We start from the raw sequence: 17,891 nt of genomic DNA on the forward strand, positions 1-17,891 counted from the left end.
TATTTCCTTGAAAAGGGGAGAATCGGATGAATCAGGTATCCTTTTTCCCACTAATGCATGCGAAAAAGGGGATGTGTGGAGAATTAAGTTCACTTTTTCCACTTGGGCTAGCCGCCGGCCGCTCCCGGCAGCCAGCCTTAAATTTGAAATCTCAAACGGCTACGCTGTCCGGTGAAGGACGGCATAGCCGTTTTGTTCAGAAATAGCTGTGCAGGAGCCGGGCTAAGCCATTGCCCGCTTAATCTTGAAGGAAGGGGCGAAGACCGCTTCTTCCCCGCGGGGCAGCTCAATTACCGCGCCTTCATTGGAACGGCTCCATGTGAGAGGCTGCCCGGACCCGAGCAGTTCCACGGACTCGATCTGATGCGGAAACAGGTTGTTGTCTTCCGCAAGGGCGGTGAGAACGGCTCTCCCGTTCTCTGCGCGGCCGAGAAGCGTAGCATAGAGGATGTCTCCGCGTGTGGTATAGCGGATATCCCGGCCGGTAAAGGGAGGGCGCTTCGTATCGTTGAAGGTTCCGGTGACGATCCGGGTGGGACCTTCCCCATACAGCGTCCAGGGCCGTGTGCCATAAACGGCTTCTCCGTTACGCTTGAGCCAGGCGCCTATCTCCAGCAGGAGGCGCTGCTCCTCGTCCGGAATGGTTCCATCCGGCTTCGGTCCGATATTCAGCAGCATAATTCCGTTCTTGCTGACAATATCGACCAGGTCGCCGATCAGAGTCTCGGAGGTCTTATAGGTGTGGTCCTTAATATAGCACCAGGCGGTTTCGGCTACGGAGGTGCAGGTCTGCCACAGCTGGGGGTGAATATGATCCAGTTGGCCGCGTTCCATATCATAGACGGCGCTTCCCTCTGCAAAAGCGTCGAATTTATAATTGATGGCCACGCCCTGATCCCACTCTGCGGCTTTATTGTAATAATAAGCCGCGAGCCGCTGCAGGTAAGGCTTGAAGGCGGGCTGCTCGATCCACCAGTCAAAGTACAGCAGCTGCGGCCCGTAACGGTCGATCAGGTCACAGGTCCGCACCAGCCAGTCATCCAGAAATTCTTGATTGGGCTGGAGATAAGGCAGGGGGTAGGCCAGATCGCCGTAACAGGGCTGGGCTGCCCCATACAGCCCGGCATAGGCCGGATCGGACACATCGGAATCAATTTCACGCCCGCCATTATAGAACCACCAATTCTCCGCACGGTGGCTGGATACGCCAAAGGTCAAATATTGCCTTCTCACCGCATCGGCGAGTTCTCCGATAATATCGCGTTTGGGTCCCATCTTGAGGGAGTTCCACCCGGTATAGGGACAATCGTACATCGGGAAGCCGTCATGATGCTCGGCCACCGGCACAACGAAGCCTGCTCCCGATTTGCGGAACAGTGCGGCCCACTCCTCCGCGTCAAAATGCTCCGCCGTGAACATCGGAATGAAATCCTTATATCCGAAGCTGCCTTGCGGCCCATAGGTTTCGAGATGATGCTGATAAGCTTTGGAGCCTTTGATATACATATTGCGGGCGTACCATTCGCTGTCATAACCGGGAACGGAATAGACGCCCCAATGAATGAAAATTCCGAGCTTGGCATCCTGATACCAGGCGGGTGCCTTATAGCGCTGCAATGAGCTCCAGTCAGCCGAGAACGGTCCGGCGGCGACCGCCTCCCTGATCTCCCTTTTTTTTGCAGCGCGTCCTTGCAATATTGTTGACATTCCAGCACCCCATTCAATTAGTTTTAAGACCGCAGCATGGCCATCCGGGCGGCTCCGGTCACACCGGCATTATTGCCGAGCGCGGCCGGCAGAAGCGGAGGAGAAGCGGGCATGGCCTGTGAGAGGAAATTCAGCATTTCCTCCCACCACTGCCCGCGGGAGTCGGCCAGACCTCCCCCGATCAGCACAGCCTCGGGATCGAACATCTGGACCACGTTGATAATTGCGGTTGCCAGATCATTTGCGAATTGAGTAATGACGGGAGCTGCCCGCTTATCCCGCGCTGCGTGCGCGTTCATAAGAAGGCGGCTGTCCCATTCCGGTGTGACGGCCCGGGCACTGCGGGTAAGCGCCGTTCCCGATACATATTGCTCCAGACAGCCCTGCCGCCCGCAGTTGCAGGGGCGTCCGCCCGGATGAAGGATCATATGTCCGAACTCCGCGGCACCGCCTGAAGCTCCGCCGAGAATCTGGTGATTATGCACAAGGGCCCCTCCGACGCCTGTACCCAGTGCCAGCAGTGCGAATGAAGGGATGTCCGCAGCGGCTCCGACCCAGCCTTCACCGACAGCGGCGGCGTTCACGTCGTTGTCCGCACAGACCGGGAGCTGGAGCGCTTCCTCAAAAGCCCCGGCAAGCTTAACGCCTGTCCAGCCCGGCAAGTTCTCCGTCGCATACCGTACGGTGCCGTTTATGGAATCAATCCGTCCGGCAGAACCGATTCCGACCCCGGCAACGAGCGGCTCGGCTGCAAGCAGCTCCCTGGCCAGTGCGAGTGCCGCGTCCAGAATGGCCTGGCGGCCCAGAGCCGCAGGAGTCGGCTGTGAAGCGTGTCTCAGCAGGGAGCCGCCTTCATCGACAATACCGGCCTTGATCGCAGTGCCGCCAATATCGATGCCAAGCCAGCGCTTCATTTCCCTGCCCCGTTGATGGCCCGGACATAGTCTGCAGCGATCTGCTGCGGGCGGGTGATCGCCCCGCCTACGACTACAAAGCTTGCGCCGCGCCGCAGCGCCTCGGCCGCCTGCTCCGGATGCTTAATGCCTCCTTCGGCGACCACAGGCAGCTCCAGGTCAACAGACAAGCGGCCCAGCAGCTCCAGATCCGGCAGCATTCTGGAGGAGGTTGCTTCGGTATATCCGCACAGAGTGGTTGAAATATAATCCGCGCCAAGCGCCGCGGCCCGGACACCCTCCTCATAGGTGGAGATATCGGCCATCACCGGGATGCCCTCCTTGTTGAGGGCGGAAATGACCTCGCCCAGGGTTCGGCCATCCGGCCTTTTGCGGTCCGTAGCATCTATCGCTACGATATCCGCGCCTGCCCGGCGGATGGCCAGCGCATCCTCAAGGGTCGGTGTGATGTATACGTCATATCCGGGATGCGTTATTTTGACCAGCCCGATAACCGGCAGGGGCACCGCCCGTTTGATGGCGGCGATATCCGCTGCTCCGCCCGCGCGTATTCCGCCCGCGCCCGCCATATAAGCTGCGCGGGCCATGGCCGCCATGATGGCACTGCCGTACAACGGCTCGTCCTCCAGTGCCTGGCAGGATACAACAAGGCTGTGCAATGGAATCAACATGAGTACCTACAGCTCCTTTTTGCGACAGATTTTTGAAAAGATAAGAATTATATGCCCCGCGCAATAAATGAACCTTTTCTTTCTCGCTGAAACGGATACCTGAAAGCGATGCGCAGTATCGCTGCTTCGGAAGCCTCTGCTCCCTTAGGACGGCGTAGCCGTTTCTGCCTGCCTTCATAATCGTATAGTCAGGAAAGCCGCAGCGACAACAGGCCTTTTTCGACGCTATCCAATTTTCGTATCCGCATTATTATCGCGGTAAAAGATGCTATTCTAACAAGAACAACAGATGTGAGGATAGCTGCTCAGGAAATGCTGATTATATGGTAATCAAATGAAAATGTTTCAAATTTGTTTATCATAAACCGCATCAATGTTATTATTAATGACATGAATAAAAGCTTGCGGGTGATATAGGGGGGATTCTATGGGCTACAACTGGTTTCGCAGAATGCTGTTGGCCTATACGCCGGTGTTCTTTGTTGTAGTGTCTTTTTTGGTGTTTGCATTCTATCAGACCATGAGCGAGCAGAGCCGCCGGGAGGCGTTGAAAAGCAACCAATCCCTGGCGGGACAGGCATTAAGATATACTGAACAAACGCTCCGGGATATCGACCGCCGGGTGCTGCGGGAATCCATGGTGAATGAAAACCTGCAGGTATTTCTTAATGAAGGGGATTCCTCCAATGTTTATGTGAATGTGGAGGCAATCAAAGTGCTGCAGGATTTGAAGATCAATTTTCCGGTGATAGATTCCATTTATCTCGTAAGGGCGAGTGACAGCTTTGTGCTCAGCCTAAGAACATCGGGAAGCCTGGAGAATTATAATGACAAGGAATTTATTGATAATTATATCGAGAACGGCCGGTCTGCCTCGTGGTCGGACACCCGGCCATTCGGTGAATTTGCCTCGCAGGCGGTCAAAAACGTGGTTACACTTGCCAGGCCTATGCCGTTTTATTACGGGAGCAAGGGGATTATCGTAGTCAACGTCGATACGGGCAAGCTCGCGCAGGCGGTGCAGGAGATGTATGATCCCGAAGTAAGCTTCATCCGTCTTTTGGACAACAGCGGGGCGTCTCTATTGCAGTCCGGCGGAGAACGGAGCGGGGAGGCTGCCGGGAGCGATGTCCTGTCCCGTTACACTTCCGGTTATACCGGCTGGACCATAGAAAGCGGTCTGCTGCTGAGCGGCGCTTCCTTGCTGCTTCAGTCGATAAACAGTGTCTGGCTTGCACTCGGCATCGTCTCCATTGCAGGAGGGGTGCTGTGGATTGTGCTGGTAACCCGGAGAGCTTATAAGCCGCTTGAACAGCTGGTAAGCCAGATTCAGGTCTATGCCAGCAAGCAGGAGCCGGAGGATTCGCCAAGACCCTACAAGAATGAGTTCAGCTTCATCGGCCAAACCTTTGAGCATATGATCGAGCAGAGCGATCTGCACCGCCAGGAGCGGAAAAAGTATCTCGCTGTCCAGAAAAAATATGTGTTTGAGAAGCTGCTTAAAGGAACTGGCGCACTTCCCGTATGGGAGCAGGAAATGCTGCGGACGGGGATGCCGGCCGCTTTCAAGCCTGCGCTTGTCCTGCTGCTGGAGATTGACGGCTACAGCGATGCTGTCCGTGAAGCGGAGCAGGGGGAGGTTGTTGCAATCAAGGCGTCGCTGGAGGCGGCTGTGCAGGAAATGGCCTCGCGGGAGGGCTGCCAGCTGTGGTGCGGATGGCTGCAGGACAGGCAGCTTGGCGGGATTCTGCACGTTCCCGAGGGGCTGCTGACCTCCAGCCAGGCATATTTTGTCTTTTTTGACCGCTGGCGGGAGGAGATTTCCGAACGCTTCACATTAACGGTCACCATAGCCCTGAGTGAGCCGGTGGCTATTCCGGAGGAGCTCCGGCGGGCTTTTCGGGAAGCGGAGGATGCCCTGCAGTATAAAGCATCCACAGGCGCCAACCGCGTGATCCGCTACGGGGAGACCGCCGGGAGCGAATCGGAGGTGTACGGCCATCTCAAAAATATCCGCCAAATTGTCGGGGCCTTCCGCCTGGCCGACGCCTCCTGGCAAGAGCATTACCGGGGGTTGTTCGAGCAGATCCGGATGACAATGCTGCGCAAGGATGAACTGACGAGTCTGGTGTATTTTCTGATCTATCAGCTTGACAAGGAGACGGAGATGCTGCCGCAGGATATCCGGAAATGGTGGCAGGAGCATACGCTGCCTTTAATGCATGAGGCGCTGGCCGACTATGATACGATCGACACGATTGAACGGGACTTTCTTATACTGCTGGGCAGTCTCTCCGAACGGATGTCGGCGGTCCGCGATTCCCGCAACTATCACAGCCTGATGCTGGAGGTCCGTGCTTATATCGAAGCGCATTATGCCAACCCGAACCTTTCGCTGGATCATTTGAGTGATCTGTTTGAGCTTAACGGCAAGTATCTGAGCAAGCTTTTTAAAGAGGAGTTCGGCGAGAAATTTGTCGATTTTCTGATCGGTTTAAGAATGGCTGCGGCCAAATCGGCATTGGAGAATTCGGACTGGCCCATCATTGAAATCAGCGAACGCGTCGGGTATACAAGCGCCAATTCTTTTACACGCGTATTCCGCAAGGTCTACGGAATCTCTCCGGGCGAATACCGTAAAGAGGAGCGAAAAAAGGCGTAACGCGAAAATTGAATAGTCTGGGGCGGGGCATGGCATGAATATTTTGGATTTCTCAAAATATTTCATGTTGTGTCCTTTTATTTTACTTCAAGTGTCAGATGCATACCGGGAACGTCCCGGGCGAAAAGGGGTAAGGAGTGGAATTGTGGCGATTGAAGAAGGGATGTGAGTAAAAGTATCATGTGAATATCGTTAGCAGCGGTTTTGTACCGCAAGCGGAAAGACGCTGGACATACAAGTATACAGAAAGGTGGCAATATCATGGCATCAGGCAAGGCGACTTTGGGGTCCGGCATCCATGCACCCGGTGGAAGGAGAGCGGAAGGGGTGAAGAAAAGAAGCAGGCTTGGTGTAAGTCTCAGGAAGCATTGGCAGCTGTATCTGCTGGTCATTCCGCCTCTCCTCTATTTAATTATATTTAAATACATTCCCATGGCCGGAGCACAGATCGCCTTCAAAAATTATAACGTCGTCAAGGGCATCTGGGGCAGCGAATGGATCGGAATGACCCACTTTATCCGCTTTTTCGAACTGCCGAATTTCTGGATGTATATTCAGAATACGCTGGGCATCAGCCTCTTCAATCTGTTGATTAATTTCCCGGCTCCCATTATATTGGCGCTTGCGCTGAATGAAGTCCGCAACGGCTGGTTCAGAAAAACCGTGCAGATGGTAACCTATGCCCCTTATTTTATTTCAACGGTGGTTATGGTCTCCATTCTTATTGTATCCCTTAACCCGAACTTTGGGGTTGTCAACCATCTGCTTAACCTGCTTGGTTTTCAATCGGTTAATTTTATGGGTATACCGAAGCTTTTCAAAAGCCTGTATGTCTTCTCGGACACCTGGCAGCTTACGGGGTACTCGGCTATTATCTATATCGCCGCGCTTGCCGGAATCAATCCTGATCTCTATGAGGCGGCAAAGGTGGACGGCGCGACCCGGTGGCGGAAGATTTGGCATATCGATCTGCCGGGCATTATGCCGATAACGGTGGTTCTTCTTATCCTTAATGTGGGCAATATGATGAAGATCGGGTTTGAAAAAATATTCCTGATGCAAAATCCGCTTAACGTCATGACCTCTGAAGTCATTTCCACCTATGTATACAAAGTGGGGCTGATCGGTGCCAATTTCAGCTTTTCCGCAGCGGTTGGCCTGTTTAATTCCATTATTAATCTGATTCTTTTGCTCCTGGTGAATTATATGGCCCGGAGGCTGGCCAAGACCAGCTTGTGGTAGAAAGGAGGGGGGAACCCAATGGCAACCCGAGTGCTGAAAGCCAATAAATTAAAAGAAACGCCCGGTGAACGGATGTTTATGGGCCTGATCTACACCTTTTTGAGTATTGTACTGATTATCGTGCTGTTTCCTTTGCTTAATATCCTGAGTTCTTCCTTCAGCTCCCCGCAGGCGGTGATCTCCGGGCAGGTCGGATTGCTGCCGGTGGATTTCTCGCTGGAGGGCTACAAGGCGGTCTTCCGGAACCAAAATATTGTCAGCGGGTTTATGAATTCCATGTATTACACAGTAGCCGGAACCTTCATCAATGTGCTTCTGACCATCATGCTGGCCTATCCGCTATCCCGCAAAAGCTTTGCCGGCCGCGGCTTCATTATGGGAATGCTGCTGGTGACCATGCTGTTTGACGGAGGACTGATTCCTTACTACCTGGTGGTAAAGGATCTGAATCTGCTGGATACGAGATGGGCGATGATTCTGCCTACGGCCGTTGCCGTCTTCCAGGTTATTGTCGCCCGGACGTTCTTCCAGTCCACCATTCCGGATGAGATCTGTGAAGCGGCAGAGCTGGACGGAAGCAGTGATTTCCGTTTTATCTGGAGTGTGGTGCTGCCGCTGTCCAAGCCGATTATTGCGGTGATGACGCTGATGTATGCGGTGGGGCATTGGAATGCCTACTTCGATGCCATGATCTTCCTGAAGAATCAAGACCTGGTTCCCCTTCAGATTGTTCTAAGGAACATTCTGATTACGAATACAATCGACCCTTCCATGCTCTCCAATGTGGATATGATGACGGCACAGTCGGGCCTCAAGGATCAATTGAAATATGCCCTGATTGTCGTGGCTATCGTGCCGATTCTTATTCTGTACCCGTTTGTCCAGAAGCATTTTGTGAAGGGGGTCATGATCGGTTCTCTGAAAGGCTGATGCCCGGGAAGCAGAGCCGTTCCAAGTCGAAAGGAGGATAATCCGAACCTGCCGTTACGGAACAAGCGTGAGGGGCGCGGCGCTCCGGTGACAGTGCAGTCGGCATCACGGGTTCGTCCCAGAGGTCAGGACAACATTACTTTATAGGAGGAGTTATCTTGAAAAAAAGATTTTTGGAAAGTACGCTGCTGCTCATGATATTGTCGCTTGTCTTGTCCGCCTGCTCCGGGGCCAACAATGCCTCGAACCCGAATTCGGAGGATAGCGGGGATGGCGCTGTGATCAGCGCGGTCGGCAAGCTGCCGATTGCCGATCAGACGATTACGCTGAAGATGTTCGCTCCGCAGAAGCCGACCATTGAAAATATGGAGACAAACACCTATACCAAATGGCTGGAGGAGCAGACCAACATTCATATTGATTGGGATTTGGCGGCCGAAGATGCACTCAATGAGCGCAAGCAGCTGATGCTGGCGAGCGGAGATTATCCTGAAGTGATCCTGCACGGCAATCTGACGAAGGACGAGCAAATGAGATACGGCTCGCAAGGGGTGCTGCTGCCGCTGAACGGGCTGATTGACCAATATGCTCCCAATGTAAAGGCGGCTATGGCGGATATTGATTATCTCAGCAGTTCAATGACTGCCCCGGATGGAAATATTTATTCAATCCCGATGGTCAATGAATGCTTCCACTGCACCTATCCGCAGAAATACTGGATCAACCAGGCTTGGCTGGACAAGCTGGGACTTGAGGTTCCCACGACTACCGATGAGCTGTACACGGTATTGAAGGCCTTCAAGGAACAGGATCCCAACGGCAATGGCAAGGCGGATGAAATTCCGCTGACCGGGACTGTGAAATCAGATATCGACAAAGGGAATTTCGACGGCTATTTAATGAATGCCTTCATCTATAATGATTCTGACACCTATCTGACCGTGGACAACGGCACAGTGGATTTCGCAGCCAACAAGGAAGAGTGGAAGCAAGGTCTGCAGTTCATGAACAAGCTCTACTCCGAAGGCTTGATCGATCAGGGGGCTTTTACCCAAAATGAAGATGCTGTCAATCAGCTGGCCAACCGCGAGCCGGATAACATCATGGGCTCCATCACGACCATGCTGATCAGCTTTGCACTGTCCCCGGATGATGCGCATCCCCGCCATAAGGATTATGTAGCGGTACCGCCGCTAATTGGCCCAAGCGGGGTACAGCAGGCCGGAATTGTGAACGGCATTGCCAACGGACAATTCGCCTTGACCAATAAGGCAACCGAACAGCAGCAGATCGCCGCCATTCGTCTGGTGGACTTCCTGTTCACGGAAGAATCCGTTTTGCTGCAGGAAAAAGGGCCGGAAGGCGAACGCTGGCGGCTTGCAGAGACAGGTGAACTGGACTTTAATGGCGAGCAGGCCAAATATACGGATGTTCCCTTCACGTATACCCAGACCCATAATATTGCCTGGGAGCAGATTGGCCCTTCGCTGAGAACCAAGGAATATCTGGCCTCCTTCACCGCTCCGCAGGACCCGCTCGCAGAGGGCGGCTATGGTACACGCTTATATAAAGAAACACAAGAAAAATATGAGCCTTATGCGACTGAGTCGGCCTACCCTCAGGGGATATTCCTTGCTTCCGAGGATTCTGACGAGGCCGCCCAGCTGAAGACGACCATTTCGGACTATGTGAATGCCAACATGGCCCAGTTCATTACAGGCAGCAAAGATATCGAGAAGGAATGGGACGCTTATGTGAGCGGATTTGAAGGCTTGCAGCTTAGCCGTTATCTGGAGATTTATCAAAACGCTTTGAACCGTTAATGTAGACCCGTCCGGTTGAACCTTTCCTTTATGTTCTGGCCCCTTCGCTGTTTTCAGCCGGCGCAAGGGGTCTTTGCTATGAGACAAGACAGGATAGAGGGGATTGGCCGGAGGGCCGGCACCGGCCGGTGCCGGTGGCAGTGAAGTGCAATGAAGTATCGTGAAGTGGGATTAGTGGGAATTAGTACACTTAAATGGACTGAAAAGCTTGCGGTAAAAGAGATAGTGGGAAAAAGTAAACTTATTTCGAGTGTATTTCCCAGAGAAGGGGCCAAAGGGGTTAAATAGGTATCCTTTTTCCTACTAACGCTGGCGGAAACGGCTATGGGGCAGATTTAAGTTTACTTTTTCCACTTGGGGTTCCCGTCTGTCTGGTTTCAGCAGGAAGCCCAGATTGGACTGGAGGAATTGTACAAAGTACCTTCGAGCATGATGAAGCCGAAATGAGAAATGAGTTAAAGCGCTTTCGATTTCGCCGCAAGCGGGGGATGTGAATGAACTGAGCAGTGGTATAAGTGCTTCTGATTTCGGAGGCGGGCCGGATGGCCGAATAAGTATCAATAGCACTGGACCAACATCATGGGAGCAAGCCGAACCGCCCCGTTGGGGCGGATTTGTTCAAAGATAAGAATTCATCCTGAATTTCGAAAGTGAATTGAACCCATCCAGATCGGACAAGGGATAAACCCTCTTTTTCCTTCACCCCTTTGGTGCAAGCTGTTTTTAGCAAGAAACCCCTTCGTGTAGAGCTTTTTAGATGATTTGTGGATACTTACTTTCGAAATTCAGGTTTATATGTTTCACGCTATAAATTAGCCTTCTCTTTTTCGCTGAAGGGGCTGATCCAAGCAGCTATTTCATGGATTTTGAGACAGCCGTTTCCACTTCTGTGCAGCAAGCAGCGTATCCTCCAGGCACCTGCATCGGGGGAGAAGCTGAGATCCGGCGGGTTCTGCACTGCAAAAATAAGGAAGTCCGTTTATTCTGCATAAAATCGTTGATTTGTGTAATTGTATCTCCTTTAACAAAAAGGTAGTCTGAAATTGTCATCTTGTAAGCGCTTATATTCACAATTTTTCGCTTATTTTTACAACAAATGTAAAGGGGATGGTGGATGCCGGGGAGATTTTGGAGAGCTGAAAACATCAGAGACGGCAGATGAAGGTGTTTGGACTGTTAATATTCAGGGCGAGATATCCAAGTTTTAGTTTTTTAGAGGGAGGACTTCAAGGTTTGGTTTTATGGTGAAGGGTTTTATGGTGAAGGTTTTTATGGTTTAGAGCTGAAACGCCGCATTTCATATTTTAAGGAGGATACATGCCGATGGGCTATTCAAAAAGGAGTAAAGGCAATAAAGGCACAAGGGGGGTTGCCGCAGTCTTAAGTGTAATTATGCTGCTGAGCGTCGTACTGACCGCCCCGCCGGGCCGCGCGCATGCCGCAGGCTCTTATCTGCTCTCCGCCGACCGTCCGGCCTATGCGTCGGGTACGGAGGGCAACAATAGTCCGGATCTGGCGGTGGACAGCAATACAGCTACCCGCTGGAGCAGTGCCTGGGGAGCGGACCCGAACTGGATCTATATCGATCTTGGGGCAACAGCCGCTGTGGACCGGGTGGTGCTGCGGTGGGAGAACGCGTATGCCAAGTCCTACAAGATCCAGATGTCCTCCGACGAACTGACCTGGAATGATGTCTATACGGCTGCAGCAGGAGACGGAGGCGTGGATGATTTCACGCTCAGCGGTTCGGGACGTTATATCCGGCTGTATGCCACTGAACGGAGCCTGCCGGCTTACGGCATCTCGCTGTTCGAGTTTGAAGTATACGGAACCGGCGGAGTAAATCCGCCTCCAGCAGTACTGGGCGCAAATGTTGCGCTTAACAAGCAGGTAACGGCTTCCTCCTACGAGCAATCCGATTATTTGCCGGTTGGCTCCACGCTGCCGCAGCTTGCCGTTGACGGCAGCCTGACGACGCGATGGTCCTCCAATCCCACGGACAATGAGTGGATCAGCGTCGACCTGGGGAGCGTGCATACGCTGGGCCGGGTTATCCTGAACTGGGAGGCGGCAGCCGGACGGATCTATGATATTCAGGTTTCCAGCAACGGTACGAACTGGACGACCGTCTACCGTGAGCTTCACGGCTCCGGAGGGACGCTGAATCTGCCGATATATGCTACGGGACGCTACCTGCGGATGAACGGAATCAGCAGAGCGACAACTTTTGGCTACTCGCTGTTTGAGATTCAGGCCTATGACTATGTGACGGGCGATCCCCAGCCGACCTATACCATCCCGGCGATTCCGGCAGTCTCCACAGTGGCTGTTGGCCAGGGCAGCCACGCCAAGAATGACCTGTCCATTGCCCAGCCGAAGTATCCGGAGTACAAAGCGGATTCCCTTACGGCGCCGCTGCCTTCCAATGACTGGTGGCAGTCGATCATGATCAACCAGCTGGGCAATGGCATTATCACGCTGCCGCTGAAATCGAAATACACCAAGCAGGGACTGGGTGTGTTCAATCCCGGAGCAGGGTATTTAAGTGCTGACGGCAAGGCGCAGGAGGGCGGAGGCAACCCCGACCTGTTCCTGATGGCCAGCAATATCAACACCTCAGGCATGTCCAACCGCATTACCGGCTACGGTGACTGGTCGGCTACTGCGGTGTTAAGCGACGGAACAACCGAGAAGATGAAGACGACCTTCGTCAAAGGCTCGCCGTATCTCTATTCGCAATTCAGCGATCCGGCCAGTCCCGAAATCTACCTTCCGGCCAGCACCAGATTCTTCGATGACAGCAACGCTACCATCCTTGCCGCCGATGGAGCCAGCGTCACTGCCGACCATATCGGCATTGAGGTTACCAATTCCAACGGCGCGCCGGCACCTGCGATGGTGACCAGAACCTATGGCATCTATGCTCCGGCCGGCACGACCTTCAGGAAGGTGGGGGCCAAGCTCAAAATCCAGCTCGGAGGCGGGGCCGATTACCTCTCGCTGTCCGCTCTGCCTGCGGCCTCTGACCTGAACTATTTCTACCAGCATGGCTACGCTTATATTACTGGAACGAATGTAGCCTATACCTTCAATGAAACTACAGCGGATATTACCACCACGTTCAATGTGACGACCGAGCTTAAGCGCCCGGGCTTCCCGAATACGGCGCTGATTACCCAGCTGCCGCATCAATGGAAGGTAACCACGGCGCAGCTCACGGCGCGTTCCTTTGCTTCCGTGCGCGGCACTCTGAAGGTAATGGAGGGCAATTCTTTTGCCACAGTGGATAAATTCTACGGCATCGTGCCCCAGTTTACGGAGCCTGGAGATTCCTCCTATTCCCGCCAGGACCTGACCGGCTATCTGGCGAAGCTCGATACCGATACCGCCACAGACCTGATGAAGGCCGATGCCTACTGGCAGGGCAAGAAGCTGCATCCGCTGGCCATGGGCGTACTGATTGCCGACCAGATCGGCAATGAGAATTACAAGAATCTGTTCCTGGCGAGAATGAAGACCATTCTCTCGGACTGGTATACGTACACCTCAGGGGAACCGGATTATTATTTTGACTACAACACCGATTGGGGAACCCTGATCTACAAGGCCAGCGAATTCGGGGCCAATTCGGGAATCACCGACCACCATTTCACCTACGGCTATTATGTATTTGCTTCGGCGGTGCTCGCCACCTACGACGCCGACTTCAAGAACAAGTACAGCGGCATGGTGGAGCAGCTGATCCGCGATTATGCCAACCCGTCCAAGACGGACCCGCTGTATCCGTTCCTGCGCAACTATGACCCGTATGAAGGCCATTCCTGGGCCGGAGGCTATGCCGACAATGACAGCGGCAACAACCAGGAGGCTGCAGGCGAGTCGCTCTTCGGCTGGGTCGGGCAATATATGTGGGCCACACTCACCGGAAACCAGTCCTACCGCGATACAGCGATAATGGGCTTCACCACCGAGCTTCGGGCGGTTAAGCAGTACTGGTTCAATTTTGACCAGGACAACTGGCTGCCGGGCTATACGCATAAAACGGTCGGACAGATTTACGGCAGCTCGAATTTCTTCGGAACCTTCTTCAACGGGGACCCGGTGTATGTCTATGGCATTCATTGGCTGCCGACAGCGGAATATCTGACGAGCTACGGTTTTGACCCAGCCAAGGCGGCCGGCCTGTACAATGGCTTCGTGGCCGACAATGGCGGACCGGAAACCGACTGGTACCATATCGTCTGGCCGATTCAGTCGCTGAGTGATCCGCAGGCCGTCCTGAATAAATGGAATGCGGCGCTGCCGCAGCAGAACGAGCTGTTCAACACCTATTGGTTCGTGCACAGCATGGCTACACTCGGCCAGCGCAGCACGGATATCTGGGCGACGAACGGCAGCAGCGCGACAGTGTATAAAAAAGGCGCTGTTTACAGCGCGCTCGTCTGGAATCCAACGGATGCGCAGATTACTGTGACCTTCCGGGGCGCTTCCGGAGTTACCGGCTCGGCGGTGGTCGGCGCCAAAAAGCTGATCAAGGTTGATCCGACGAAGGTGACGGCCGGTACGCTGGCTCCGCCGGCTCTGACGGCCGATTCCACGCTGAATACCGTAGGCCAGCCCATTGAGCTGACGTTCACGGACAATGCAGCCTGGAGAGGGGCAATCAGTGCAGTGAAGGTGGACGGCGCAGCCGCTGCGGCCGCTGATTACACGGTGGCCGCCGGGAAAATCACGCTGAACGCAGCCCTGTTCCCTACAGCCAAAACCTACACTGTAACGGTGTCCGCAGCAGGGTACAGCGATGCCAGCCTGCAGCAGACAATCACCGGAGGGACCTCTTCCGCCAATCTGGCGCTGAACAAAACAGTTACTGCTTCGGCGAATCCTGCACAGCCGGCGGCGGGAGCAGTCGATGGCGATCCGGGGACCCGCTGGGAGTCCGCCTTCAGTGATCCGCAGTGGATACAGGTGGATCTGGGTTCCAGCCAGACGGTCAGCCGCGTCCTGCTGAACTGGGAGGGGGCATATGCCAAGTCGTACAGCATTGAGGTTTCCACGAACGGGACGCAATGGACAACCGTGTATTCGACGACCACCGGAGACGGGGGAGTGGATGACCTGGGCTTCACGCCTGTCAGCGCCCGTTATGTGAAGCTGAACGGCACAGAGCGCGGCACACAGTATGGCTACTCGTTATGGGAGTTTGAAGTGTACGGCAATGGAACAGCGGCTCCGCTGTCCCCTCCTGCGCTTGCCGCAGACTCCACGCAAAATACCGTAGGCCAGCCCATTGAGCTGACGTTCACGGACAATGCCGCCTGGAGAGGCGCAATCAGTGCGGTGAAGGTGGACGGCATCACGGCGGCCGCGGCCGATTATACGGTGGCCGCCGGAAAAATCACGCTGAACACCGCCCTGTTCCCGACGGCAAAAGCCTACACGGTTACGGTTACGGCCGCAGGCTATAATGATGCTTCCGTGCAGCAGACGATCACCGGAGGGACCTCTTCCGTCAATCTGGCACTGAACAAGGCCGTAACCGCTTCGGCGAATCCGGTACAGCCCGCTGCAGGCGCTGTGGACGGCGACCCCGGCACCCGCTGGGAGTCGGCCTTCAGCGATCCGCAGTGGATACAGGTGGATCTGGGCGCAAACCAGACGGTCAGCCGCATCCTGCTGGACTGGGAAGGGGCATATGCCAAGTCGTACAGCATTGAGGTATCCACGAACGGCACGCAATGGACAGCCGTGTATTCGACAACCGCCGGAGACGGGGGAGTGGATGATCTGAGCATTACCCCGGTCAGCACGCGTTATGTGAAGCTGACCGGAACGGAGCGCGGCACGCAGTACGGCTATTCGTTATGGGAATTATCCGTGTATTAAGCGGAGCATAAAGCCCGTTGATTTTGTAAATGAATCGTTAATCACTCTCGTAGAGCGGGCCATCTCTTTGAAGATAAGATAGATTTATCAAATCAAAGAAATGGTGATGCTATGAAAAAAGAAACAGTGCCCGGGGTTCTGCCGCCCAAAGCTTATCGTCCGCTCGGCGGCAGGATTCAGGGAAACGGGGTGTGGAGCCGCTTCGCCAGGCAATGGGACTATCAGCTGATGATTCTCCCCTCTATTATTTTTCTGCTGATATTCAGCTACATACCGATGTGGGGCGTCATGATGGCCTTCAAGGAATACAATCTGTTCGAAGGCTTCAGCGCGAGCCCTTGGGTGGGGACCCTGCATTTCCGCATGTTTTTTGAATCGCCGGAGTTCTGGAGCATTGTCAGGAACACGCTGTGCATCAGCCTGCTGAAGCTGGCCGCCGGTTTCCCGGCTCCCATCATTCTGGCGCTGCTGCTCAATGAAGTGAAGAATATGATGTTCAAGCGCGTCGTGCAGACGATCACATACATCCCGCATTTCATCTCCTGGGTTGTTGTCTCGGGTCTGGTCTTCTCGATGCTGGCTGTGGACAATGGCGCAGTGAATGATGTCCTGATGAAAACCTCGCTGATCGACGAGCCGATCAACTGGCTGTCCGTTCCGCACTACTTCTGGGGCATTCTGGTCTCTGTAGGCGTCTGGAAGGAAATCGGCTTTGGTTCCATCGTGTACCTGGCAGCCATAGCCGGCATTGATCCGGCGCTGTATGAGGCTGCTTCCATCGACGGGGCGAGCCGGTTCAAGCAAATCTTCAAGATTACGCTGCCGAGCATGTCTGCGGTCATTACGATTTTCCTGCTGCTTGGGGTAGGGAATATTCTCAACGCAGGCTTCGAGGATATTCTGCTGCTGACGAAGAATCTGAATAACGGCATTCTGATGCCCTATGCGCAGACGGTGGACACATACGTCTACCAGATGGGGATTCTGAACCAGCGTTACTCTTACGCCACCGCGGCCGGACTGCTCAAGTCGGTGCTCAGCGTACTCCTGCTGTATATTGCCAACACCATCTCCCGCCGGCTCGGCAAAGCCAGCCTATGGTAAGCCCGGCGGCCACAACCCTGAGAGGAGGCCTGTGCCTTGCAAGCCAGCCGTTCTGACAAATTCATGCAGGCCGTGATCTACGCGGTGCTTGCGCTGCTTGCCTTCATTACTTTTTATCCCTTCTGGAATTCGCTTGTTATTTCTTTTAACACAGGCAGTGATACGGCACTTGGAGGGATCACCTTCTGGATGCGCGACTTCACACTGGAGAATTACAGGATTGTGTTCAAGGAGGACGATATATTTCACGCGTATTTGATCACCATTCTGCGGACGGTGTTCGGTACGGCGCTTTCGATGTTTTTTACGGCGCTGTTCGCTTATGGCCTGTCCAAAAAGGGCATTGTGTTCAAGAAATTTTATATGATAATGTGCATTGTTACAATGTATTTCAGCGGCGGGCTGATTCCGTATTTTATTCTGATCTATCAGATGCATCTGTATAATACGTTTACTTTTCTGCTTATCAACGGCATGGTCAGCGTGTATAACATGATCATCTTCCGGACTTTTTTCGCCGAGCTTCCAGACGGTCTGGAGGAATCCGCAAGAATTGACGGCTGCTCGAACTTCGGGGTGTTTTTCCGGATCGTCCTTCCGGTTTCCGGCCCTGTGCTGGCGACGCTTGGATTATTCACGGCGGTGGGGCTGTGGAACGACTGGTTCACACCGGCGATCTTCATCAGCGACCAGGGGCTTATCCCCTTGCAGACACTGCTGGTGCAAATTATCAACGCCGGGGCAACAGCCAGCCTGATGACCAATCTGAATACCTATGCGCAGAGCATGGTCCAGAACACGGTTACGGTAAAAGCGCTGCAAATGGCGACGATGATGATTGCCACGCTGCCGATCCTGATGATTTATCCCTTCCTGCAAAAGTATTTTGTCAAGGGTGCACTTGTGGGCTCGCTCAAGGAATAGCTTCAAGGTTATCGGCGGCGGCGGCTGG

10 protein-coding genes are annotated in these 17,891 nt (G+C 53.9%); 7 read left to right on the forward strand and 3 right to left on the reverse strand.

From position 1 onward, the window contains the following. Positions 1-222 precede the first annotated feature (222 nt). The 3 genes from HYD27_RS06205 to HYD27_RS06215 are packed head-to-tail and all read right to left on the reverse strand — an operon-like array spanning position 223 to position 3,292. The gene (locus HYD27_RS06205; protein WP_219212652.1) at positions 223-1,707 is read right to left on the reverse strand and encodes an alpha-L-fucosidase; all 1,485 of its coding nucleotides are present in this window, start codon (positions 1,705-1,707) and stop codon (positions 223-225) included. A gap of 23 nt (positions 1,708-1,730) precedes the next feature. After that, the gene (locus tag HYD27_RS06210) at positions 1,731-2,621 is read right to left on the reverse strand and encodes an ROK family protein (RefSeq protein ID WP_219212654.1); all 891 of its coding nucleotides are present in this window, start codon (positions 2,619-2,621) and stop codon (positions 1,731-1,733) included. Further along, positions 2,618-3,292, reverse strand: a complete 675-nt coding sequence (locus HYD27_RS06215; protein ID WP_219212656.1) for an N-acetylmannosamine-6-phosphate 2-epimerase — start codon at positions 3,290-3,292, stop codon at positions 2,618-2,620. Before HYD27_RS06215 ends, HYD27_RS06210 begins: the two co-directional genes overlap by 4 nt. Positions 3,293-3,719: 427 nt before the next feature. On the opposite strand from HYD27_RS06215, the gene HYD27_RS06220 reads away from it, so the two are divergent. The 7 genes from HYD27_RS06220 (at position 3,720) to HYD27_RS06250 (ending at position 17,863) form a co-directional block, all read left to right on the forward strand. Further along, positions 3,720-5,954 carry a helix-turn-helix domain-containing protein gene (locus HYD27_RS06220; protein ID WP_219212658.1) on the forward strand — a complete coding sequence of 745 codons (2,235 nt, stop codon included), beginning with the start codon at positions 3,720-3,722 and terminating at the stop codon, positions 5,952-5,954. 261 nt (positions 5,955-6,215) lie between these two features. Continuing rightward, complete coding sequence (locus HYD27_RS06225) at positions 6,216-7,196, forward strand: ABC transporter permease (RefSeq protein WP_219212659.1); 981 nt, start codon at positions 6,216-6,218, stop codon at positions 7,194-7,196. Positions 7,197-7,214: 18 nt separating this feature from the next. Then, entirely contained in the window at positions 7,215-8,126 is a 912-nt protein-coding gene (locus tag HYD27_RS06230; RefSeq protein WP_219212662.1) for a carbohydrate ABC transporter permease, read from the forward strand. Positions 8,127-8,284: 158 nt separating this feature from the next. After that, on the forward strand, positions 8,285-9,949 hold the full coding sequence (locus tag HYD27_RS06235; protein WP_228745006.1) for an ABC transporter substrate-binding protein: 1,665 nt from the start codon (positions 8,285-8,287) through the stop codon (positions 9,947-9,949). 1,323 nt (positions 9,950-11,272) lie between these two features. Then, the gene (locus tag HYD27_RS06240; protein ID WP_219212664.1) at positions 11,273-15,835 is read left to right on the forward strand and encodes a discoidin domain-containing protein; all 4,563 of its coding nucleotides are present in this window, start codon (positions 11,273-11,275) and stop codon (positions 15,833-15,835) included. Between the two features lie 228 nt (positions 15,836-16,063). Continuing rightward, positions 16,064-16,939: an ABC transporter permease gene (locus HYD27_RS06245; protein WP_228745018.1), complete on the forward strand. Its 876-nt coding sequence runs from the start codon at positions 16,064-16,066 to the stop codon at positions 16,937-16,939. 63 nt (positions 16,940-17,002) lie between these two features. Next, complete coding sequence (locus HYD27_RS06250) at positions 17,003-17,863, forward strand: carbohydrate ABC transporter permease (RefSeq protein ID WP_375373898.1); 861 nt, start codon at positions 17,003-17,005, stop codon at positions 17,861-17,863. The last annotated feature ends 28 nt before the right edge of the window (positions 17,864-17,891 follow it).

It is taken from the genome of Paenibacillus sp. S150 (assembly GCF_019352175.1).
In the GTDB taxonomy this organism is placed as follows: domain Bacteria; phylum Bacillota; class Bacilli; order Paenibacillales; family Paenibacillaceae; genus Paenibacillus_AQ.